This is a genomic window from Prevotella sp. E15-22, from assembly GCF_023204875.1.
Classification (GTDB): Bacteria; Bacteroidota; Bacteroidia; order Bacteroidales; family Bacteroidaceae; genus Prevotella.
Genome location: NZ_CP096247.1, coordinates 1,913,845 through 1,936,561, shown reverse-complemented (window position 1 = coordinate 1,936,561; position 22,717 = coordinate 1,913,845). Strand labels below are relative to the sequence as shown.

The window sequence follows — 22,717 nt, the reverse complement described above, 5'->3', positions numbered from 1 at the left end:
ATATGTCTATGAACAAAGAATATGTGATGGGGGCAGCACTGATGCTTTTCGTAGCTGTTGGTGCTCAGGCTCAGGAACGCTCTTCGTCGAGCATTTATCTGCAGGGATTAAAGAAGGCTGATGTCAACGTCCCGTTCTATCTCTCGGCAGAGGGTAAGCGTTTCAACCCCACATGGGGTGTTGACCTGGCGTGGATTAGTGAACAGAACATTATGAAGGGTGTGAATCATATGGGCAAAGAAAACGTCGGTATTGGACGTATCGCCTTTCGCTATACTGAAGAGTTAGTCAACGACTCGATACTCTCTGCAAATATGATTGACGTGTTGAAGCAACGTTGTAATCTCTTCAATAAGATTAGTACCACATTGCCCCTCACCCTTACTGCCGACCAGGAGGCTGTGAGTCCTACGGATAATGACCCAAATCGCCGCCCACCTGAATATTATGTGAAGAACAAGGTGGCTAATAACAATCATTGGGCTGCCATGATTAATAGTCATGTGCACTGGGTGCAACAAAATACCAAGCACCCTGTTGTGGGTATCTCACCATTCAACGAGGGTGATTATTGGAGTGTTGAGGAGGGTGGTTCGCCGGCTAAGCAGTGGCAAGTAGCCAAACTCCTAAAGGAGAACTATCCCCGCTGTGCAGACATTGCTATGGTGGGTGGTAATACATTGAACGACGACAAGGCATTAGATTGGTATACTCCCGGTAAACAGTACTATGACTGGGGCAACACTCATCAGTTGGCAGGTTCATTTGATAACTTCGCCAAGTTCTTCCGGCAGCTGCAGAAGGACGGTAAGGTGGGGTATGCTGATGAGATGCACAATGTGGGGGAGGCGATGGTAGGTTTGGAGTATGGCATGACGGTGGGCATCTGGTGGGGCTTTGACAGTAGAGCCCGTGGTGAGTTCTGCGATATCTCGCGTCATGGTGACCGACTGGCTTATGCCGAGCACCGCAATAACTGGACGGCAGCTTCAGTCTATCGCCATGATGACGGACGTATCAAGGCCTTTGTTGGCAGTAGCGAACGCCAGGCCAAAACCACTAGTTATCAGTTTGTGTCTGCCGAGCGCCCTGTCTATTATGATGGTTTCGGACCTGTGCATGAGTATGTATCAAGCATGCCTGGTGGTACAGGTTACCAGTCTGGTCAGACCAATGCTGAGCGTGTCATTGATGTGACGTGGGGAGAATGTGTACCCCCATGTGCCATTGATGGCACCTATAAGATTATCTGCAAGGCTGCTGGCAATAAGGAGAATGTAGTGGCTTTCACGTCTAATGGTGGTAACATTGTACAGCAGGCCTATAAAGGCACTGCCAAGCAGCAATGGACAGTAAAGCCTGTAACCAATCGCACTGGTGGCGACCTGAGTTTTTACGACATCGAATCGGTGAGCAATGCCAAGGTTCATCTCAATGTGAAGAATTACTCTCTGTCGCAGGCCGATATCATTGGTTATACCCAGGATAATCCTACCAGTAATGAGCAGTGGTATCTGGAGTATGTTGACAATGGCTATTATTACATTCGCAATCGTGAAAGTGCCCTCTATCTGGCCAAGCATGCCTCCGAGGCCCGTTTTATCCAGACCAAAAAACTCACTGGTTCGGCCCAAGACCGCATGCTGTTTCGCTTCATCCCCGTTGATGTAGCCTACGACATTACGGCCCCTTCTGCGCCTAGTCGGGTGAGTGCCGAGTCTTCCACCGCTTCGGTTCGTGTGTCGTGGAAAGCTAATGAAGACGCCGACCTGAAGGACTATATGGTGATGCGTGCCCCCAAGGACACCCAGGAGTGGGATGTTATTGCTCGCGGTCTAACAGCCACCTATTTTGTAGACAACACTTGTCGCCCTGGCACTTCTTATATATATAAGGTAAAGGCCATTGATCTCTCGCTGAATATCTCTGAGGCGTCTGAGATTGTCGAAGCTACTCCTAGTGGCGAGCCTGCAATGATAGCCCGATGGACCTTTGAGGATAATCTCTATGACGTGACCACCAATATGATGGATGCGGCATATGCTGGTGGCGCTACTGCCAAGTATCAGACCGATCATAAGCAGGGTGACAAGTCGCTGAACCTTAACAACCAATTTGTTCAGCTACCTTATTGTGTTGCCTCCAGTGACGAGTTGACCATCGCTATGTGGGTCAATTGGCGCTCATCTACAACGCAATGGCAACGCTTATTTGATTTTGGTAAGGATACCGAGCATTACATGTTTCTAACTCCCAATAACAGTTATACCAATGTGATGCGTTTTGCTATCAAAAACGGAGACGACGAACAGGTGCTCGATGCACCTTACAAGTTAACATCTGTTCAGTGGAAACATATTGCGGTGGTCTTGGGTAAAGAAAAAACGTCACTCTATGTGGATGGTGAAGAGGTTGCGTCAACCACGTCAATCACCATTCGTCCAAGTGACATCCGTCCTGTGTTGAACTATCTGGGACGCAGTCAGTTCCTTGCAGACCCATACATCTCGGCGTGGCTCGATGATGTGCGTATTTATAACTATGCTTTGAGTGGTGACGAGGTGAAAGCTATGATTGCAGAGGATCCATCGGGTATCACCAGCGTAAATACAGAGAATCAGAGCGAAGCCTATTTCGGTTTAGACGGTATTCGCAGAGATGTACAGCAACGAGGCATCAGTATCGTGAACAATAAAAAGGTAGTCCGTTAAGACTACCTTTTTTATTATGTTTATTATTGTTGCTATCAACATAGACTCTCCTGATACCAGTCAAAGAGTTTTTTTACGCCATCCTCAATCTCTACTTTATGTGTCCATCCCAATGAGTGCAGTTTTGAGACATCAATGAGTTTGCGCATGGTGCCATCGGGCTTAGATGTGTCAAACACTACCTCGCCAGCAAAGCCCACTGCCTTGATAACCAGTTCAGATAGTTTGCGGATGGTGAGCTCCTTGCCTGTGCCCACGTTGATGTGGCAGTTACGTATTTCGCCTAAGGAGGGAATTGCACCACCACGGCCGGCAGAATGGTTTCTGTCTACGGTACCGTCAACAGCGGCGCCATAGTGTACGCTGGAGTATTTCTCGATGCCAATGATATCCTTGAAATCCACGTTCAGTAGAACATGTACGCTGGCGTCCGCCATATCTTCTGACCACAAGAATTCTCGTAAAGGAGTACCTGATCCCCAAAGGGTAACTTTATTGTTTTCAATACCATATTTCTTCAGCACCTTGAGAATGTCTTCCTGAGAGTCTTTTCCCGTTATACCTTCTACTGGTCTCTTGTTTAAGTCAGTGGCAATTTTGCCCCATGAACCATCGTGAATCAGTTTTGCTAAATACACCTTACGCATCATAGCAGGCATTACGTGACTATTTTCCAAGTGGAAGTTATCGTTGGGGCCATATAAGTTAGTGGGCATCACAGCGATGTAGTTGGTACCATACTGTAGGTTATAACTCTCGCACATCTTCAAGCCAGCAATCTTTGCTATAGCATACTCCTCATTCGTATATTCCAATGGTGAAGTCAATAAACAATCCTCCTTCATGGGTTGTGGTGCATTCTTTGGATAGATACATGTACTTCCCAAGAAAAGCAACTTCTTAACACCATGAGTATAAGCCTCACTTATCACATTGCACTGAATCTTCATGTTCATCATAATGAAGTCAGCTCTGTACAGTGAATTAGCCATGATACCACCTACAAATGCTGCAGCCAGTACTACAGCATCGGGTTTCTCTTTATCGAAGAATGACTTTACTGCAACTTGATCAGTGAGGTCGAGTTCTTTGTGACTTCGACCAACAAGGTTTGTATAACCTCGCTGAAGTAGGTTATTCCAAATAGCGGAGCCCACTAGTCCGTGATGCCCCGCCACATATATTTTTGCTTTTTTATCTAACATAAAATTCAGTGTTCAGTAGGTGTTGTGCATAGCCAAGTTACTTGACGATGCCCTTCTCCAGATACTCCTCAAGGTTAGTGCGTACTTTTGCAGCAGCACCATCTGCAGCCACTTTTGCCATGTCGCTATCAACCATGATTTTGACAAGTTCCTCGAACGAGGTCTTGTTGGGATTCCAACCTAACTTCGTTTTAGCTTTTGTTGGATCTCCCCATAGATTGACCACGTCAGTGGGACGGTAGAAGTCGGGCGAAACCTCAATGAGTACACGTCCTGTAGCTTTATCGATGCCTTTTTCATCAGCTCCTTCTCCTACAAACTCGAGTTCAATGCCAACATGTTTAAAAGCATAGTGACAGAACTCACGAACGGAGTGCTGTACGCCAGTGGCAATAACAAAGTCTTCTGGTTTTTCCTGTTGGAGAATAAGCCACATGCACTCTACATAGTCCTTGGCATAACCCCAGTCGCGCAAACTGCTCAGGTTGCCTAGATAGAGTTTATCTTGCTTGCCCTGTTTAATGCGTGCAGCAGCGAGGGTGATCTTTCTCGTAACAAAAGTCTCGCCGCGACGCTCGCTCTCGTGGTTGAAGAGTATACCCGAGCAGCAATACATATTGTAAGCCTCACGATACTCTTTTACAATCCAGAATCCATATTGTTTGGCAACAGCATAAGGCGAGTAGGGGTGGAAAGGCGTCTCTTCGTTTTGAGGTACTTCCTCAACCTTTCCATACAATTCTGACGTAGAGGCTTGATAGATGCGACATTGATCTTTGAGTCCTAGCTGACGCACAGCCTCTAGGATGCGTAGTACACCCACGGCATCCACGTCGGCAGTAAATTCAGGTGAGTCGAAGCTCACCTGTACGTGGCTTTGTGCTGCCAAGTTGTAAATCTCGGTGGGACGCACTTTGCCAATAACGCCGAGGATAGACATCGAGTCGCCTAGGTCGGCATAATGCAGGTGGAAGTTGGGCTTGCCTTCCAAGTGTGCAATGCGTTCGCGATAGTCGACCGATGACCGACGAATGGTGCCGTGCACCTCGTAGCCTTTGTTCAAGAGAAACTCAGCCAGATATGAGCCATCTTGTCCTGTGATACCTGTAATAAGGGCAATGTTCTTATTCATGTTATTATTGTTTGTCGGGAATAGCTTTCATTAGTTCTCACCAGAGAACTGTTTGATGCGTTGCTCTTCAGACATTTTACAGATTAATAATGTGTCGTCGTTCTCAGCTACGATATAGCCATCGAGTCCCTGAATGACAACTTTCTTTTCTTGTGTGGTATGAACCATACAATTATAGCTTTCAATCATCTGGATGTTATCGCCAATGCAGGCATTTCCATAGATGTCACGTTTGCTTTGCGTCTGAAGTGATCCCCATGTACCAAGGTCGCTCCAGCCAAAATCAGCGGGGCAAACGAAGATTTCCTCGGCCTTTTCCATGATGGCATAATCCACAGAGATGTTTTCGCATTGGGGGAACTTCTCATTGATAACCTCCTGTTCCTGTGGTGTACCATATATCGGTAGCATTTGTTCGAAGATCTTGTTCATCTTGGGCTGATAGATTCGGAAAGCATTGACAATAGTTGACACGTTCCAAATGAAGATGCCGGCATTCCAGAAATAATAATTCTTTTTAATATATTGTTGTGCCGTCTCCAGATCGGGCTTCTCGCGGAAGGAATCCACGCGGAAGATACTTTTGTTGCGCAGAGAAGATGCTGAAAGATCTGCCTGAATGTAGCCGTAACCTGTTTCAGGACGGTTGGGCTTCATACCTAAAGTTACGATTGCATCGCTATCGGCTGTGAAGTCCATACACTCTGAGATGACACGCTGAAATTCCTGTACGTTCATAACGATATGATCGCTTGGCGTAACAACAATGTTGGCTTTTGGGTCTTGTGCTTTGATGCGCCATGAAACGTAGGCAATACAAGGAGCTGTGTTGCGACGACAAGGTTCACAAAGAATATGATTGCGAGGCATGTCAGGCAACTGCTCGGCTACGATGCCGGCATATTTCTCGTTTGTAACAACCCACACGTTTTCCGGGTCTATCAGATTGCCGAAACGCTCAACGGTAAGCTGTAAGAGTGTCTTTCCTGTGCCCAGGACATCGATAAACTGTTTGGGCTTCTCAGGCGTGCTCATTGGCCAAAAGCGACTGCCCACGCCACCTGCCATAATCACGAGATGATTCTTTGATTTCATAGCTCTTTCTTTTTAATGATTGTTTTCAAGACAAAATAACCCACTACCAGTGCAACTATAATGAGGATGCCCCCAACGATATAGTGGTTGTAGTGTTGGATGGTAGTTTCGAGTTGATTCTCGGGTACTACAGTATGCAGATACCATCCCATAGTAGCAAGGATGGCATGCCATACACCAGCTCCGATAGTGGTGTAAAGCAAAAACTTCCAGTAGTTCATGCGTGCCAGTCCGGCAGGGATGCTTATGAGGTGTCGGATACCTGGCACGAGTCGTCCTGTGAGAGTTGCCATAATACCGTGGTTGTCAAAATAGCGTTCGCTCTTTTCAACCTTTTCTTGGTTCAATAAACACATTTTTCCCCACTTACTGTTGGCAAACTTATAGATGACGGGACGACCTACATATAATGCTGCAAAGTAATTGATAGATGCGCCTAGATCGGCTCCAATGGTCGCAAATAGTACTACGAGCACCACATTGAGCTGTCCGCTTGCAGCATGATATGCAGCAGGTGCTACAACGAGTTCGGAAGGCACTGGTATGACAGTGCTTTCCAGCAGCATTAGTAGCAGTATTGTGCCGTAGTTCAGGTTGCCAAGAAGTGTTGATATCCAGTTCATTGTTGTTGTTTGATTTTGTTGATGGTATAGTGATAGTATTCTTCAGGGGCAAGGTCTTGTGGGAAAAGATGCCCCAGTATTTGTTTGCATTCTTGTGGGTTTCGGCTGCAGGCTTGTTTGAGATACAGCAAATATTCGTCGTAGTGCTTTAGTGCATGGCAGCAGTGAGCCATGTAGGCATAACCTTCGTTGAAGTCTGCGTCAATCTCTTCGAAGAACTCTTTAAACAGATTATAGGCAGATTCTACATATTTATTCTCGTAGACAGAGACGATGATATGAAGCATGGTTCGCATTCTGTCTTGAGAATTTGCTAAAGCCTCGGCGAAATAGTTTTGAGCCTCTTTCTGCCTTTGGGCTGCCAGCATGATATGACCTTTGATGACAAGCATCTCTACGTGGTCACAATCAAAAGCATCTGTTTTGTTGAGTTGTTCCAATGCCTCATCTGTACGTCCTAGTTCTGCAAGTATAAAGGCTTCTTCCTGATAAATTGCACAGCGTTCGGAAGCATCTTGAGGCATAATCTCTTCAGCCTGTTTTAGTGTGCTAAGAGCTTCGTCAAACTGATTAAGGTTTGTCAAGCAGTAGCTTTTCTGCATCAAAGCCAACTCATCATCAGGAATTTGTTCTATGTATTTATTATAGAATTTTAGAGCCTCTTCGAAGTTCTCGAGTTTTATGAGTCCGTTGGCTTTCGTAAGCATGGCGGCTGGATCGTTGGGGTCAATGGCAATGGCATATTCGCTACTCTGTACGGAATCGCTATAGTCCTCGCTCATATATTGTGCCGAGGCTAATGCTGTCCAATAACGATTGGAGAACGGATAAGCGTCAACTAACTCGTTAAAGATGTTTTGACTCTCTTTGAACTTGCCCATCTCGAAGAGTGTTCTACCCATGAGTTCCTTATAGGAAGGAGTATCTTCGCTATTTCCTTTGGTTATCCATTCCATTGCCTTACCCGGCTGTCCCCATTCGGAAAAGATATTGACTACGTCTATGATGAAGTCCTGACGCTCGTCAGAGGAAATTAACTCTAATTGTTCTGTCAGATATTGATTTGCCTCATCTATCTTTCCCTCACTAATCAGTATTTCTGCCTTGTCATAGATGTAATCTGGCTCGCTAGTCTCTATAATCTGGTCAAGTAGTAGCCTTGCTTTTTGATTATCACCTTTGAAGATAGCTTCATGTATGCGGTAGGTGAGGGGAGCAATGGCGCCAGGCGACAGACTGAGTGCCAGTGAGATGGCTTTCTCAGCTTCGCCGGTGCGTCCTGTATACTGATAATAGTCGGCGATGTCGGTCAGCTCGTCGGCATCCATAAACACAGGCTCCCCTGCGTTTACGGATGTTTCGTAAGCGTTTAGCAGTTTACTGAATTCTGCGCTGTCAAAATAATCATCGCCTACTTTCATGCTGCTTTATTTATTTCTTCCAAGTGTCTTTTAATCCAACGGTCTTGTTAAATACTGGCTTTTCGGGCGTTGAATCGGGATCAACGTTGAAATAACCGATGCGTTGGAACTGCAGGTAGCTCAATGCTGGCAGTTTTGCAGCGAAGGGCTCGATGTAGCAGTTGGTGAGGATGTGTAGGTTGTCGGGGTTCATCATCTGACGCAACGCATCAGCGCCCTTGATACCTTCCTCTTCCTCCAAACGCTTCAACTCATCACGTGGGTTCTCCATCTTCCACAGACGTTCGTAGAGGCGTACTTCTGCCTTCACGGCGTTATGGCAACTCACCCAGTGCAGCGTCTTACCCTTAATCTTGCGGTTGGCGCCGGGCAGACCGCTGCGTGTATCGGGATCATAGGTGCAGTAGATAGTAGTTACCTTTCCATCTGCATCTTTGTCGCAAGGATGCTCCTCGTCGCACTTGATGATGTAAGCGTTCTTCAAGCGTACCTCTTTTCCTGGAGCCAAACGCATGAATTTCTTCTCGGCTACTTCCATAAAGTCATCGCGTTCAATCCAAAGCTCGCGACTGAATTCCACCTCGTGGGTTCCATCAGCCTCATTCTCAGGGTTGTTGATAGCTGTAAGCATTTCCTGCTGACCTTCAGGATAGTTGGTGATGACCACCTTCACAGGATCAAGAACGGCACTTACTCGCAGGGCGCGGGTGTTCAAGTCGTCGCGTAGGGCACTCTCGAAAAGGGCCATGTCGTTCAGCGCGTCAATCTTTGTATAGCCAATCTTCTCCATGAAGTTCTTGATACCTTCGGGAGAATAACCGCGACGACGGAAGCCACAGATGGTCGGCATGCGGGGATCATCCCATCCGTTCACCAATCCTTCGCTTACCAAAGTGCGTAGGTTACGCTTTGACAACAAAATATAGTTGAGATTCAGCTTGTTAAATTCTGTCTGACGAGGTCCGTCGAAGTCAGCAAACTTGTCGCCCATGTTTTCCAGATAACCAAGTTTCTGAGGATTCTCCAGTGTTCCCAACCATTCTTTCATCCAACCCACAAAGAGATCGTACAAGGGACGGTGCTCAACGAACTCAAGTGTACACCATGAATGGGTGACACCCTCGAGGAAGTCACACTGTCCGTGTGTGAAATCATACATGGGATAGGCATTCCATTTAGAGCCCGTTTTTACGTGGGGGATGTTCAATACGCGATAGATGAGCGGATCACGGAACAACATGTTAGAGTGTGCCATGTCAATTTTGGCACGGAGTACCATTTTTCCAGGCTCACACTTACCGCTGTTCATAAACTCGAACAACTGTAGATTTTCCTCAATAGGTCGATCACGGTAGGGGGAGTTTGTGCCAGGGCTGGTCGTCGTGCCTTTTTGCTGAGCAATCTGTTCAGCGCTCTGCTCGTCTACATATGCGCGTCCCTGTTTGATGAGCCATACTGCAAAGTCCCATAGTTCCTGGAAATAGTCGCTGGCATAATAGACGTGTGCCCATTCGTAGCCTAGCCATTTGATGTCCTGTTCTATATTCTCAATAAACTCTGTATCCTCTTTTACGGGGTTCGTGTCGTCGAAACGCAGGTTGCATTCGCCACCATATTTCTTTGCCAATCCGAAGTCGATGGCAATGGCTTTGGCGTGACCAATGTGCAGATAACCATTGGGCTCGGGTGGAAAGCGGGTCTGCATTCTTCCGCCGTTCTTACCCTCTGCCAGGTCGTCCTTTACCATCTGTTCCACAAAACTGAGGCTCTTCTTTTCCTCTCCCTCATTCTGTATAATTTCTGCCATATTCTTATTTGTATTTAATTTGGTTGCAAAATTACGAAAAAACAAGCGCAAAACAAAGGGAAAAGTCTACTTTTTTATGCTCTTTGGCATCTGCTTAATACAAAGTATGCCACTTACGCATTGTAAATGGCATACTTGAGTGGGATAAATGGTATATTTAGCATGCGGAAATGATAGTCTTAGACATGCTAAATAACATATTTGTTATTTGATGCCTCGCTGATTCAATGCATCGGAATAGCGGGCGGCGTTCTTGAGATGCTCCTGATAGGTGACGGCAAAATTGTGAGTGCCCGAGAAATCTTCCTTGGCGCACATATACAGATAATGATGCTGTACGCGATTTAGTACTGCATCAATACCTTTGATGGATGCTACTTTGATGGGGCCGGGAGGCAGTCCGATGTTCTTATAGGTGTTGTATGGACTGTTAACAGATAGGTGATTGTGATAGATGCGCTTGAGTGAAAAGTCTTGAAGTGCAAACTTTACGGTAGGGTCGGCCTGTAGTGGCATTCCTGCTTTCAGTCGGTTGAGGTACATACCTGCTATCATGGGCTTTTCAGCATTGTTGGCTGTCTCCTCGTCAATGATGCTGGCGAGCGTGCAAACCTTCTCAGGCGACAGACCAAGTCTTGATGCTTTTTGACGACGTTCCTCTGTCCAGAAGTTGTCGTGTTCTTTCACCATGCGTTGCATGAACTTATCTAGGTCGGTATTCCAATAAACTTCATATGTGTTGGGCACGAAAAGACTGGCGATAGTAGCAGTGTCGTAGCCCAGTTGCTTGCAATATTCGTTGCTGGTTATGGCATTGGCAATGCTGGCGCTGTCAAGCATTAACTTGGCTGATAGGCGGGCTGCCAACTGGGGCATTGTACGTGCTTCGGGAATGGTGAGCATCAAAGGCTCTTGTCGGCCGTTTCGGATGATGCGGTAAACATCAATAGTACTGGTATTTGCATCGATTGCATAACGTCCGGAGTGGATGTTTTCGCTAAGACTGAAATGACGGGCCAATGTGCGGAATCCTGTTAGTGCATGTGCCGTAGCAATTGGTTCCAGTTTGGCGTAAATGGAATCTGTTGTGTCGTCGTCGTCAATGTAGACGTACTGTTTGTCTACGTGCTTTGAGAATGCCGTGAAAAAATGGTAATAGCCAATGGCTATAATGCCAGCCAAGCAGAGTAAGGCTGGAATAAGATAAAGTGTTGCTTTGCTGCGTTTCATGTTCTTTTATTTCTAAGAATGGCTGCAAAGGTATAAAAAAAACAGTAACTCCGTGCAGATTTAGCAGGAAAATTACTACTTTTGCAGCCAAAATGACAGAATACAATACTTATATCTTTGATTTAGACGGGACGTTGCTTGACACTCTTGATGATTTGATGGCGTCTGTAAATTATGCTCTACGACAGTATGGTATGCCTGAACACTCGCGCGAGGACATACGTCGTTTTGTGGGTAATGGTGTGAAGTTGTTAATGGTTCGTGCTGTTCCTGATGGTGAGAAGAATCCTCAATTTGAGGAATGCTTCAATGCTTTTCGCGATCACTATATGTTGCACTCGTTGGACACAACGCGCCCTTATAAGGGTATTCTTGGGTTGTTAGCCGAATTGAAACGCAGAGGCAAACGAACGGCTGTCGTGAGTAATAAGTTCTGTGCCGCTACGCAGGAACTGTGTCGACATTTCTTCCCTGATACTATTGAGGTTGCTATAGGTGAGCATGAGTCTGAGGGTATCCGCAAAAAACCCGCACCCGATACGGTGATCGAAGCATTGCGTCAGTTGGGGGTTGATAAGAGCAATGCTGTATATGTGGGCGATAGTGATGTTGACCTGCAAACGGCTCGCAATTCTGGACTACCTTGCATCAGTGTGTTGTGGGGGTTCCGTGATAAAGAGTTTTTAATTGAAAATGGAGCAACCACATTCGTGGATGCTCCAAGTGAAATTCTTGCTTATTGATTGTAAGCTGTTGTAAACCAGCGTTATTGGTGCTGCTCTCGCAACAAATCATTTACGGTTTTTACAGGATTGAAAGTGCCTAAGGGAACTTCTACAAAAATGGTCGACCAGTTGCTCATGGCACCATTCCATAGGCCGGGTAACTCGAGAGCTTTAAGTTCCTTGCCTCCTTTTGATTTACTCGAGATAAATCCAGTAGTCTTGTCTACGAAATCAGGCAGATTGAAGGACTGGCCCTTGTAGTCTTTTACAGCGCATACTAAATCAACGGGATTGAAGTGTGTGCCTTGCGTGAACATCTTCATGTAGTCGGCATTGTTAGTGTCAATCTGGCTGCTTTCCAATATCTGCAAGCTTACAGTGCCATCCTGATTGTAGGTAAGGAACGGACCGCCCCCAGGCTCGCCGACGTTCTTAACAACACCACAGACACGCATAGGGCGATTTAGTTTATTGCGGAGGTATTCGGTGTCCACCTTGCAGCTCTTGGGTTTGGTGCATAGGTTCTTTTCCACGAATGCGGCGATTTCCTGTAGCTCGGCATCATTGACACCTGCATCTAATTTTCGAAGATACTCGAAGGCCTTCTTCTGTAGGCTAACGAGTACGCCTGCAATGACTTGTTTCCACTCTACAGTTTCTGGCTTCAAACGATCGGGTACCACGTTGTCGATGTTCTTAATGAAAATGACATCGGCCTTAATCTCGTTAAGGTTCTCGATGAGTGCTCCATGGCCACCAGGACGGAACAGCAATGAACCGTCAGATTCACGGAAAGGTGTGTTGTCTGGATTAGCGGCAACAGTATCTGTGCTTGGCTTCTGTTCTGAGAAGGTGATATCGTATTTAATGCCGTACTTCTTTGCAAACATGTCGGCTTTTTCTGCTACCTTGGCTTTAAAATAGGCCAGATGATCGTGGCTTACAGTGAAGTGAACATGAGCCTCGCCATTGGAAGCAGCATAGAGAGCTCCTTCAACAAGATGTTCCTCCATAGGCGTGCGTGCGCCCTCTGCATATTTGTGGAAAAGCAACATGCCTTTAGGCAACTGTCCGTAGTTCAATCCTTCAGGTTTTAGCATATTGGCTGCCACTGCTTTGTATTTGCCTTCGGCCATCAGGGCTTTGATTCCCATGCCCTCGTTCTTCACACATACGTCATTAAGAGCATCGTAGAAAGCAAATTTCTCAATCTCATCGAAGTATTTCTTCTCGAAATCTGTGGTGGGTACGTCGTAGTTGGCGTCGACAAAGGCGAACATATTCTTGAACATGCGACTGGCTGCACCAGAGGCTGGTACAAACTTTACCACCCGATGTCCTTCTGCCTTGTATGCTTCCCATGCGTCAACATACTCCTTGCGCTCATTCTCATTGGGAGTCACGATACCGTTCCCCACGGAGGCTGCTGCCTCCAGTTTTAGGAAAGGAAAGCCTGTCTCAAACTCTTTTAGCTGTGTTTCTAGTTGCTCTTTGCTGATGCCGCGTTGGGCAATCTGCTTTAGATCTTTTTCTGTTAACATTGTCTTTTAGATATTTTGTTTGATAAGTTCTTGAATCTCCTCGTCAGTGGCCAAGTTGAAATCACCTGGAATGGTGTTCTTAAGCGTTGAGGCGGCTAGCGCGTAGTTCAGCTGATATTCATTGTTATCAGGAAATGCTTCTGTAGCATGCAGTAATCCTGCCATGAAAGCATCACCAACACCAGAGGGGTCTACAACACCGTTGATGTCGTAGATAGGTGCTTTGAGCAGTTCTCCGTCAGTCCATAAAAGGGCCGTTAATAGATGTCTGTTTGATGCTACCATATTGCGCATGCCCATGAGCCATTTGCGACAGCGAGGAAATTCGCGGTGCAAATCGTCGAACCATTCTCGATACTCGTTCATCTGCATTTCAAACTTTGTGTCAAGGGCTGTGAAAGGAGGTTGCTTGCGCTCGCATATCCATTCAAACTCAATGGCATCGCCAAACATCATGTCACAGCGTGACAGAATGCGCTTTAGTGTCTCTCGTGGTTCGGCACCATATTTCCATAGATTCTTGCGATAATTAATGTCGAAGGCAACTTTGACTCCCATCTCGTCGGCAATGTCGAGTGCTTCGAATGTGGCATCTGCAGTGCATTGTGAAATGGCAGCCGTAATGCCCGACACATGAAGAACAGAAGCATCTTTTAGAATCTCGTGCCAAGGAATCATACCTGGTTTTATTTCCGAACAGGCGGAATCTGCACGATCGTATATTACCTTGGCCGAACGCATGCCTGCAGCTGGTTCCATATAATAAGTGCCGATGCGTTGACCGCCCCATTGAATATAACGACAGCCAACACCCAACTGCATTAAGTTTTGAGCACCAGCATGTCCTACTGGGGTCTCTGGTAGTCGAGTAACGTACTCTACCGTGTCGCCGAGTGTGGCTAGTGATACTGCTACGTTAGCTTCGCTGCCACCGTACTTGCTGGTAAAGTAGTCGCCCTGAGAAAGTCGCTGGTGGTTCTGTTTAGAGAAACGTAGCAGCAACTCTCCGAAAGTCACGAATTTAGTATTCTGTGTCATATTGTGTTATGTGTTAATTTGTTCAACTTTAACCTCAGGAATTATAGTCGTTCAACTTGCTTGACACCCTTTACGGTGCGCAGTTTCTTGATAATTGCCTCCAAACGGGTGTTGTCATTAATCATAATAGTCAATGTTCCACGAAAGATACCGTCGTTGGAATCAATGTTGATATTGCGCAACACAAGTTTTTCGTCTTTTGATATAATTGACGTGAGGTTGTTAACAATACCTAGGTCGTCATTGCCAATGATACGCAATGTGATGGCATATTGACTGGAACCTTTGCCGCTCCATTTAGCACGTACAATACGATAGCCAAAGCGACGACGCATCTCTGGGGCGTTGGGGCAGTCGCAACGGTGAATTTTGATGCCACCGTTGATGGTGACGAAACCAAATACCTGATCACCATAGATGGGGTTGCAGCACTTTGCTAACTGATAGTCAACGCCCTTCAAATCTTGGCCAATCACAAGAACGTCGTCGTTCTGTTGTAATACCTTCTGTCCTTTAAAGTCTTCAAGAACAAACTCTTCGGCCGAGCGTGCCTGATTATCACCGATGACGGTTTTTTCTCCCTGTTGCAACTCTAGATATTTGTCAAATACCGTCTGCACATCGAGAGTTTCGTGGGCAATGTCACGATAGAAATCGCTAGCCTCCTTATACCCTAGCTTCTTCATCGTACGCATCATCAGACTCTCGTCTTGCTCAATTTTGCGGTTCTTGAATTTGCGTTCCAGCATCTCCTTAACCATCAAAGCCTCTTTCTGTTGGGTTTCCTTTAATGCTAAACGAATCTTAGCCTTAGCCCTTGAGGTCTTTACGATGTTGAGCCATTCTTGTTTGGGATATTGAGTTGAAGATGTTTGTATCTCCACTTGGTCGCCGGAGTGTAGTTCTTGACGAAAGGTTACTACCTTATTGTTGATGCGGGCACCTGTGCATGCAGAGCCTACCTTTGAATGAATGTGGTAGGCCATGTCGAGTACTGTAGCTCCTTTGGGGAACTTCAGTAGATCGCCTTTGGGGGTAAAGACATATATTTCATCGTCATAGAGGTCCATCTTAAACTGGTCCATAGCCTCTATTCCATTGGCATTTTCCAGCATCTGACGTATACCGTTCAGCCATTCGTCCATACCACCTTCGGCTTTGACACCTTTATAGCGCCAGTGTGCTGCTACACCGCGTTCAGCCACATCGTCCATGCGTTCTGTTCGTATCTGTACCTCTACCCATTTCTTTTCAGGTCCTAGAACTGTGATATGTAGACTTTCGTAGCCATTGGTTTTGGGCACAGTGAGCCAATCGCGCATGCGTTTGGGGTTTGAGGTGTACATATCGGTGATAATGGCGAATGTTTGCCAACACTGCTGTTTTTCTTTGTCGCTAGGGCAGTCTATGATGATGCGAATGGCGAAGAGATCGTAAACGCCTTCAAAAGCACACTTTTGTTTTTTCATTTTCTGCCATATGGAGTGGATGCTTTTAGTGCGCCCCTTCATGTGGAACTTTAGGCCGGCATCTTTTAATTTCTTCTCTATTGGACCAATGAACTGCTCAATATACTTGTCGCGTGCCTCTTTTGTGGCATTTAACTTTTCTTTGATATGGTAGTAAGCGTCGTGCTCCAAATATTTCAGAGACAGGTCTTCTAGTTCACTTTTTAATTTGTAAAGACCCAATTTGTGAGCTAGGGGAGCATAAAGGTATGCTGCCTCTTCACTAACACGTCGTTTAGATTCTTCATTGCTCGTGTCACGTATCTGGCGCATCAGGTTTACGCGATCGGCAATCATAATGAGAATCACACGCATATCCTCGGCAAATGACAGCAAAAGATTTCGAAAGTTTTCACTTTCGATAACGGGATTCTTCTTATATAGTTCTTGAATGCGTTGTAGTCCATGTAAGATTCGACCTACGGGTAGCCCATATGTCGTGCTGACCTCATCAATGGTTATGAATCCCGATTCTACACAAGGATCTAGTAATATGGCTAAAACGGCATCGCGCTTCAGGCCTATTTCGTCAAGAACGAGAAGGGCAGTCTGAAGACTTGTGACAATGGGGTTAAGTCCAAAGGCATCGCGTTGTACTTTATCTTGTTCTATAGCATGAAGCAGGTGGCTCCGAAGGTGTTCCTCGTCGTATTCTTCGAGTGATGGAGCTACTTTTTCCTTTAATTCTGTATAGAGATTTAGGACTTTTTCTCTCTCTTCTATAGTAAACTCAAAGTGTTCTGCCATTTTGTTATATAACTAATCGTCGGCAAAAATACCATTTTTTTACGAGAATACCATCATAAAAGTTAAAAAAATTGTATCTTTGCAGGCAGAAACTAACTAAAATACGATATGGAACTGATTTTAATGTTGTTGTTGGGCCTCACTTTAGGCTTAATTGGTGGCTTTCTTTATGCTAAGTCGCAGTACGGAAAACAATTGGAACAACAATTGCAGCTCATCAAAGCCGAAATGTTTTCGGCATCGGAACGTATTTTAAAAGAACGTGCTCGTGAGCTTTCTGATTCTAACGAACAGCAACTTTCGAATATATTAAATCCACTTAAAGAAAATATCCGTCAGATGAAAGACGCGGTGGAAAAGAGTGATCGAGCTCAGACTGTAACGATGGAACGTTTGGATGCTTCTATAAAAGAAAATCTGAAACAGGCTCAGGAGGTTGGTCAGCGAGCCGAGAATTTGGCCCGTGCGTTGACAAGTGAGAATAAGGCGCAGGGAAATTTTGGCGAGTTGAGATTGAAACAACTGCTGGAGGAAATGGGACTTGAGGAAGGTATCCAATTTGAAGAACAGGTCACCATGCGTGATGAATATGGACGTGCCATTCATGATGCAGATGAAGGTCATCGTTTGGTGCCTGATGTAATTCTTCATTTCCCTGATCAACGTGATGTGATTATTGATTCAAAGATGTCTTTTACTGCTTTCCAAGACTATCATAATGCAAAAACAGAGGAAGAGCGAGATACGGCTCTTCGTCGTCATTTAACTTCTGTAAGACAGCATGTTAACGAGCTATCTCGAAAGAATTACAGTAGCTATATTCGTGAAGGACGACATCGCTTAGATTTCGTGATGATGTATGTTTTCAGTGAGAGTGCGTTACAATTGGCTTTGAGTGCTGATCCGTCTCTTTGGAAGTGGGCCTATGACAACGGAGTTATTATAGCTGGTAGTCAGAGCCTCTTTATTATGTTGCGTGTGTTGGAAATGTCGTGGAAGCAGATGCGACAGGTTGAGAATCAACAGGAGATGATGAAGGTTGCTAGTCAAGTGGTGGAACGTGTGCAGATTTTTTATGAGCGTTTTCTGAAGGTTGATGAACAACTACGTAAAACTAATGAGGCCTTTGATGAGTTGAAACGTAGCACCTCGTCGTCTGGCGTCAGCATTACTACGGCTGCTGCGAAGTTGTTAAAGTATGGCGCACAGGAGAATCCCAAACGTCGCCAACGATTGCCTAAACCTGTAGAAGAAACAGAAGAATTAACTGAAGAATAAACAAATAAATACTAAAAAACTAATGACTAAAATGAAGAAATTGTTGACAACTATAGCTCTTTTGTGTGCCGCGCTATTAGGAGGAGGGGAGACACAAGCTCAGCGTACTGTTGAATTACTGAACTTTGGATGGAAGTTTCATGCTGGTAACATTGCAAATGCTGAGAGTTTGACATATGACGATGATAATTGGCGTGTAGTTAATCTGCCTCATGATTTTCAGATAGAACAGCCTTGGGTGACTCCTAATGCTGACGAGAAGGCTGATAACAATGACCCTGCGGCAAATATAAAAAGTCGGTTGTCAAGTCGTGGCTTTAAGGAGATGGGTTGTGGGTGGTATCGTCTGCATCTAACTCCTTCTGATTCACTTAAGGGCCGTCGATTAGTACTTGATTTTGGTGGCATAATGTATGTAGGCGATGTCTATGTGAATGGTCGCAAGGTGGGTGGCACCGATTATGGTTATGTAGGATTCCAAATAGATGTGACCAATGATTTGCAGTTTGGACAGGATAATGTTATTGCAGTGTTGGCTGATACCCGCGAACCCAATAATTCACGCTGGTATACTGGTGGTGGACTTTTTCGAGACGTAAAACTCATTGCCACCAATCGTGATTTGTATTTTGAACGCCATCCGCTTAAGATTACTACCCGTGATAATCGTTTTGTTTGTGTGACGGTTGAAGTAAATGTTCGTGGGCGCGATAAAAAGATGCCAGTTGATTTACAAATTAAGAACCCACAGGGAGAAAATGTATATCATGGTCGTGCAGAGGTGTTTCGTAATAACCCTTCTCGCATAGTAGAACAACAACTTGTGGAAATTGAGATTCCTAATGCTCAGTTGTGGGATACAGAGCATCCAAATCTTTATACCCTTGAGGCTACTTTATTTAATGAAAGAGGCGTGGCGGTGGATGCATATTGTGAACGTTTTGGTATTCGTACCGTGGAGATTACTCCAGAACAGGGCTTGCTGCTCAATGGAAAGAAGATACTTCTGAAGGGATATGCCAATCATCACTCATTGGGAGCTCTTGGCGCAGCGGCTTATCCTAAGGCTATAGAAAAGCGAATTCTGTTGATGAAGGAGTTCGGCATCAATCATATCCGCACTAGTCACAATCCTTATAGTCGTGAGTTTATTGAACTATGTGACAAATATGGCATTTTGGTAGTTGATGAACTTTACGATAAATGGACATCCCAGCATACTGGAGGTCGTGTGGCCTTCGAAGCTTTGTGGCAAAAAGATGTGCCTGAATGGGTGAAACGCGACCGCAATTCCCCCTCGGTGGTAATGTGGAGTCTCGGAAATGAACTTCAGCAAGACCCTAATCAGCCATTTAATGATTTTGGGGTTACGATGTATAAGTTAATGAAGACGCTTGTGCAGCGTTATGATTCTACACGTATGGTTACCGTAGCTATGCATCCTCGTTATCGTAGCTGGCAGACTGATTCCTTACCGTGTGACTTAGCAATGGTCACCGATGTGCAAGCATATAATTATAGGTATATGTATTTCCCCGGTGACGGTAATCGCTTTCCTTGGATGAAGTTCTATCAGAGTGAGGCTTCGGTGGCGGCTATGGGACAGAATTTCTTTGAGATGAATCTCGACAAGGTTATTGGTTTGGCATACTGGGGGGCTATTGACTATCTTGGCGAGAGTCAGGGATGGCCGGCTAAGGGTTGGACCCAGGGTGTTTTCGATATTGCTCTCAATCCTAAGCCAAAGGCTTATTACATGAGAAGCTTCTTCAAGCCAAAGGAAAACACTGTTCATATCGGTATCATTGACCGAAAGGGTGACCAGATGTGGAATGGTGTGCAGACGGGTAATGATGGTATGAGTGACCATTGGAATCGAGTAGAGGGACAGAAATACACAGTTGTGGTTTATACCAATGCCGAAGAAGTTGAGCTGTTGTTGAATGGAAAGAGTCTTGGTAAGAAGCAAAATGACCTAAAGAATGCTAAGGTGCGGAATCAGATTTATTGGAATAATGTGGAATATAAGCCTGGCAAATTGGTAGCCATAGCACGCAACAAAGGACAAGAGGTATGCCGTCATACCCTTGAGACCACTGGTGAAGCAGTTGAACTTGTTGCTCTTGATGATGATTATCCTGCTAGTTGGCATGCTGATGGTCTGGATCTTCAACATGTTAAGGTGGTGGCTGTAGATAAACGTGGACGTACAGTTCAGACCATAGATAAGGAAGTGACTTTTTCTGTTGAAGGACCTGCCGAGATAGTTGGTGTTATAAATGGTGATATTCTTAGCGAAGAACTTACTATTGGCAGTAAGCGACGTTTGTATCAAGGAAACTGCACCCTTATTCTGCGTTCAAAGCAACAAAAGGGTAGGGTCGTGATTACTGCTTCGGCTCCTGGGATGAAGTCAGCTAAGTTGAAACTGCAAACACGATAAAGAATAGAAAAACGGACGATGAGAAAAGTTCATCGTCCGTTTTCTATGATTCATTTTATTTAATGGCAATCTTATCAATACGTTTTTGGTGACGACCTCCTTCAAATTCAGTAGAGAAGTATTCATCCATAATTTTGCGCGCCATTTCTTCGTCAATAAAACGACCTGGCATAACTAATACATTGGCATTATTGTGCTGACGAATTAGGTGGGCAATCTCAGGAATCCAACACAATCCTGCGCGAATGCTTTGGTGCTTGTTCAGTGTCATGTTGATGCCTTCTCCACTGCCGCAGATAGCAATGCCGGGGAATACTTCGCCAGATTCAATACCTCTAGCCAGAGCATGGCCATAATCTGAGTAGTCGCACGAATCTTCTGTGTACGTGCCATAATCCTTATACGCGTATCCCTTTTCGTCGAGATACTTCTTAACGAACTGTTTCAGTGCGAAACCAGCGTGATCACTGGCTAAACCTATAGTTTTAATTTCCATATTGTGAATTAATAAATGATTAATCATTTTTATACAGCTGTCTCTTCTTTGGCAATTTTGCGATATTCGCTAGGAGCCATCATATATTTTTGGCGGAATAGTGTATTGAAATGACTTCTACTGTTAAATCCGCTTAAGTCCGCGATAAGCCCTACTGGCTCGTCAGTACTGGCTAACATCTGTGCTGCATGTCGTATGCGCCAGTCGTCTACATATTCTCCGATGGTCATACCATCAGCGCATTCCCTGATAGCATCTGCCACATAACTATAGTTCGTACCTAACATCTGTGCAAGCATTTCGCGGTTCAGAATGTTGTCTGTATATGGCCTTTTCTCGCGCATCAGGGCTACAATGTTTCTATATAATAGATGTGACGCTGAACAATTGCTGGTATCATTGTTGTTTAGCACATTAACTTCTGCTTTTTCTTCTTTTCGTTCCATTTGCTGTATGGTTTCGAATAATTGACGGTTTTTCTCACGCAGTTTTCGCTTTGATAGTGTTACACGCCAATAGGCAGTCGAAGCAGTTATAAACATTATCATAAGGGCGATGATAAAAATAAAATGTATGCGCGCGTTGTGTTTACTTTCAGCAAGCGCTTCATCCTTCTGTTGTGTTTCATATAATATGGTTAGTTCAGCAATGTCGCTACGTTGCTGAGCCCTAATGGCAGAATCTATAGCTATGCATATATTTGATGCCGCAACTAATGCATCGTTTGTTAATCCTGCCTCCATGTTCGCCTCGTATCTTGGTATCATTCTGTCGCGTATATTTTCAAACGTTATTCTAGGACGTTTACTTAATGCGTCAATGCTGTCTAGAATGTCCATCACGGCCAAAGCTTCTTTGTATCGCTTGGCTCCTTTTAGGAACACGAGTTGCGCCTCTAAATTGTTTGGATGCTGCAAAAGATTACTATCTGACACTTTATCATATTCCCGATTCGCTTCTTCAATACGGCCTTTCCTCTGTAAGATAATAGCCTTGTTCAATGATAATGTCTTTCTGTATTCCATTGCCAAATCTACATCCTTATTATTACCGTTAGCTAATTTCTTCTCGATATGTGCTAGGGCTTCATATGCACGATTGTTCCATCGTTCGGCTTCGTCATAGTCGTTCATCTCTATGTATTCGTCGGTATTCGATGCGCAAAGAATCATCTTGTTCTCTGTATAATCCGTATTACTCATCGTCAGAACCTCGTATGCTCTTTTGCAGTTGTTTTTTGCTTCGTCCGTATGGTTCAATTCTATCTGACAGTGAGCGATAAATGCTAGCGTGAAAGCGTGCGTATCATAAGGAAAATGCTTGTCGCCACTTTTCAATAGGCTATCGCCTTTGGCTGCCAATGAGGTAGTCAGCCGCAGGGCTTCATTGAAATCCTGCATCCTATACTTCATAATCGCTAATCGGTAGCCCGTTTCAAAATAATTCTTCCAGTTTTTAACGGGCTCTTTGTATTCGTCGAAAGCACGCTGATAATAATATCCAGCCAAATGATACTTCCATGCACGATCGTAAGCAATGGCCCGTTCAAAAAAAGATGAAGGTTGTGCCACCACATCCTCTTCTTTTTCCTGACAAGCCAAGAGTAATGCTATACCGACGAGTATGTAAGTTAATTTGTTCATTGGTTCATGCTGTCGACATTCTTTCAGCGGCAAAGTTACACATTTTCTATCATAAGAACAAATTTTCTGTCTTG

General features: G+C 44.9%; 16 protein-coding genes. 4 read left to right on the top strand and 12 right to left on the bottom strand.

Annotated elements, in window-relative coordinates; all coding sequences use genetic code 11:
* Positions 1 to 8 precede the first annotated feature (8 nt).
* A complete protein-coding gene (locus tag M1D30_RS07940) occupies positions 9 to 2,711 on the top strand; it encodes a LamG-like jellyroll fold domain-containing protein (protein ID WP_248502715.1) in 2,703 nt (900 codons plus the stop codon).
* A 35-nt stretch (positions 2,712 to 2,746) separates the two neighbouring features.
* Here M1D30_RS07940 and M1D30_RS07935 read toward each other — a convergent pair whose 3' ends face one another.
* The 7 genes from M1D30_RS07935 to mltG all read right to left on the bottom strand — a co-directional run bounded on the left by M1D30_RS07935 (position 2,747) and on the right by mltG (position 11,224).
* A complete protein-coding gene (locus tag M1D30_RS07935) occupies positions 2,747 to 3,916 on the bottom strand; it encodes a GDP-L-fucose synthase (protein ID WP_248502713.1) in 1,170 nt (389 codons plus the stop codon).
* Between the two features lie 37 nt (positions 3,917 to 3,953).
* Positions 3,954 to 5,048, bottom strand: a complete 1,095-nt coding sequence (gmd, locus tag M1D30_RS07930) for a GDP-mannose 4,6-dehydratase (RefSeq protein WP_248502711.1) — start codon at positions 5,046 to 5,048, stop codon at positions 3,954 to 3,956.
* A gap of 30 nt (positions 5,049 to 5,078) precedes the next feature.
* On the bottom strand, positions 5,079 to 6,143 hold the full coding sequence (locus tag M1D30_RS07925) for a mannose-1-phosphate guanylyltransferase (RefSeq protein ID WP_248502710.1): 1,065 nt from the start codon (positions 6,141 to 6,143) through the stop codon (positions 5,079 to 5,081).
* On the bottom strand, positions 6,140 to 6,766 hold the full coding sequence (locus M1D30_RS07920; protein WP_248502708.1) for a DedA family protein: 627 nt from the start codon (positions 6,764 to 6,766) through the stop codon (positions 6,140 to 6,142). The genes M1D30_RS07925 and M1D30_RS07920 overlap by 4 nt, the downstream gene beginning before the upstream one ends.
* A complete protein-coding gene (locus M1D30_RS07915; RefSeq protein ID WP_248502706.1) occupies positions 6,763 to 8,187 on the bottom strand; it encodes a tetratricopeptide repeat protein in 1,425 nt (474 codons plus the stop codon). The genes M1D30_RS07920 and M1D30_RS07915 overlap by 4 nt, the downstream gene beginning before the upstream one ends.
* A gap of 10 nt (positions 8,188 to 8,197) precedes the next feature.
* On the bottom strand, positions 8,198 to 9,994 hold the full coding sequence (locus M1D30_RS07910; protein WP_248502704.1) for a glutamine--tRNA ligase/YqeY domain fusion protein: 1,797 nt from the start codon (positions 9,992 to 9,994) through the stop codon (positions 8,198 to 8,200).
* A gap of 204 nt (positions 9,995 to 10,198) precedes the next feature.
* Positions 10,199 to 11,224, bottom strand: a complete 1,026-nt coding sequence (gene mltG / locus M1D30_RS07905; RefSeq protein WP_248502699.1) for an endolytic transglycosylase MltG — start codon at positions 11,222 to 11,224, stop codon at positions 10,199 to 10,201.
* Between the two features lie 92 nt (positions 11,225 to 11,316).
* Between mltG and M1D30_RS07900 the strand changes: the two genes are divergently transcribed.
* Positions 11,317 to 11,967, top strand: a complete 651-nt coding sequence (locus tag M1D30_RS07900) for an HAD family hydrolase (RefSeq protein WP_248502697.1) — start codon at positions 11,317 to 11,319, stop codon at positions 11,965 to 11,967.
* Between the two features lie 23 nt (positions 11,968 to 11,990).
* Here the strand turns inward: M1D30_RS07900 and M1D30_RS07895 are convergent, their stop codons facing one another.
* The 3 genes from M1D30_RS07895 to M1D30_RS07885 are packed head-to-tail and all read right to left on the bottom strand — an operon-like array spanning position 11,991 to position 16,783.
* A complete protein-coding gene (locus M1D30_RS07895) occupies positions 11,991 to 13,490 on the bottom strand; it encodes a DUF4301 family protein (RefSeq protein WP_248502696.1) in 1,500 nt (499 codons plus the stop codon).
* 6 nt (positions 13,491 to 13,496) lie between these two features.
* Positions 13,497 to 14,528, bottom strand: coding sequence for a sugar kinase (locus M1D30_RS07890; protein WP_248502694.1), 1,032 nt, complete (start codon positions 14,526 to 14,528; stop codon positions 13,497 to 13,499).
* A 41-nt stretch (positions 14,529 to 14,569) separates the two neighbouring features.
* The gene (locus M1D30_RS07885) at positions 14,570 to 16,783 is read right to left on the bottom strand and encodes a bifunctional (p)ppGpp synthetase/guanosine-3',5'-bis(diphosphate) 3'-pyrophosphohydrolase (protein ID WP_248502692.1); all 2,214 of its coding nucleotides are present in this window, start codon (positions 16,781 to 16,783) and stop codon (positions 14,570 to 14,572) included.
* Positions 16,784 to 16,891: 108 nt separating this feature from the next.
* Between M1D30_RS07885 and M1D30_RS07880 the strand changes: the two genes are divergently transcribed.
* Both M1D30_RS07880 and M1D30_RS07875 read left to right on the top strand, forming a co-directional pair.
* The gene (locus M1D30_RS07880) at positions 16,892 to 18,061 is read left to right on the top strand and encodes a DNA recombination protein RmuC (RefSeq protein ID WP_248502690.1); all 1,170 of its coding nucleotides are present in this window, start codon (positions 16,892 to 16,894) and stop codon (positions 18,059 to 18,061) included.
* A 31-nt stretch (positions 18,062 to 18,092) separates the two neighbouring features.
* A complete protein-coding gene (locus M1D30_RS07875; protein ID WP_248502688.1) occupies positions 18,093 to 20,504 on the top strand; it encodes a glycoside hydrolase family 2 TIM barrel-domain containing protein in 2,412 nt (803 codons plus the stop codon).
* Between the two features lie 55 nt (positions 20,505 to 20,559).
* Here M1D30_RS07875 and rpiB read toward each other — a convergent pair whose 3' ends face one another.
* Both rpiB and M1D30_RS07865 read right to left on the bottom strand, forming a co-directional pair.
* Positions 20,560 to 21,000 (bottom strand): ribose 5-phosphate isomerase B, encoded by a 441-nt coding sequence (gene rpiB, locus M1D30_RS07870; protein WP_248507772.1) that lies wholly within the window; start codon positions 20,998 to 21,000, stop codon positions 20,560 to 20,562.
* Between the two features lie 29 nt (positions 21,001 to 21,029).
* Positions 21,030 to 22,643: a response regulator transcription factor gene (locus M1D30_RS07865; RefSeq protein ID WP_248502686.1), complete on the bottom strand. Its 1,614-nt coding sequence runs from the start codon at positions 22,641 to 22,643 to the stop codon at positions 21,030 to 21,032.
* Positions 22,644 to 22,717 lie beyond the last annotated feature (74 nt).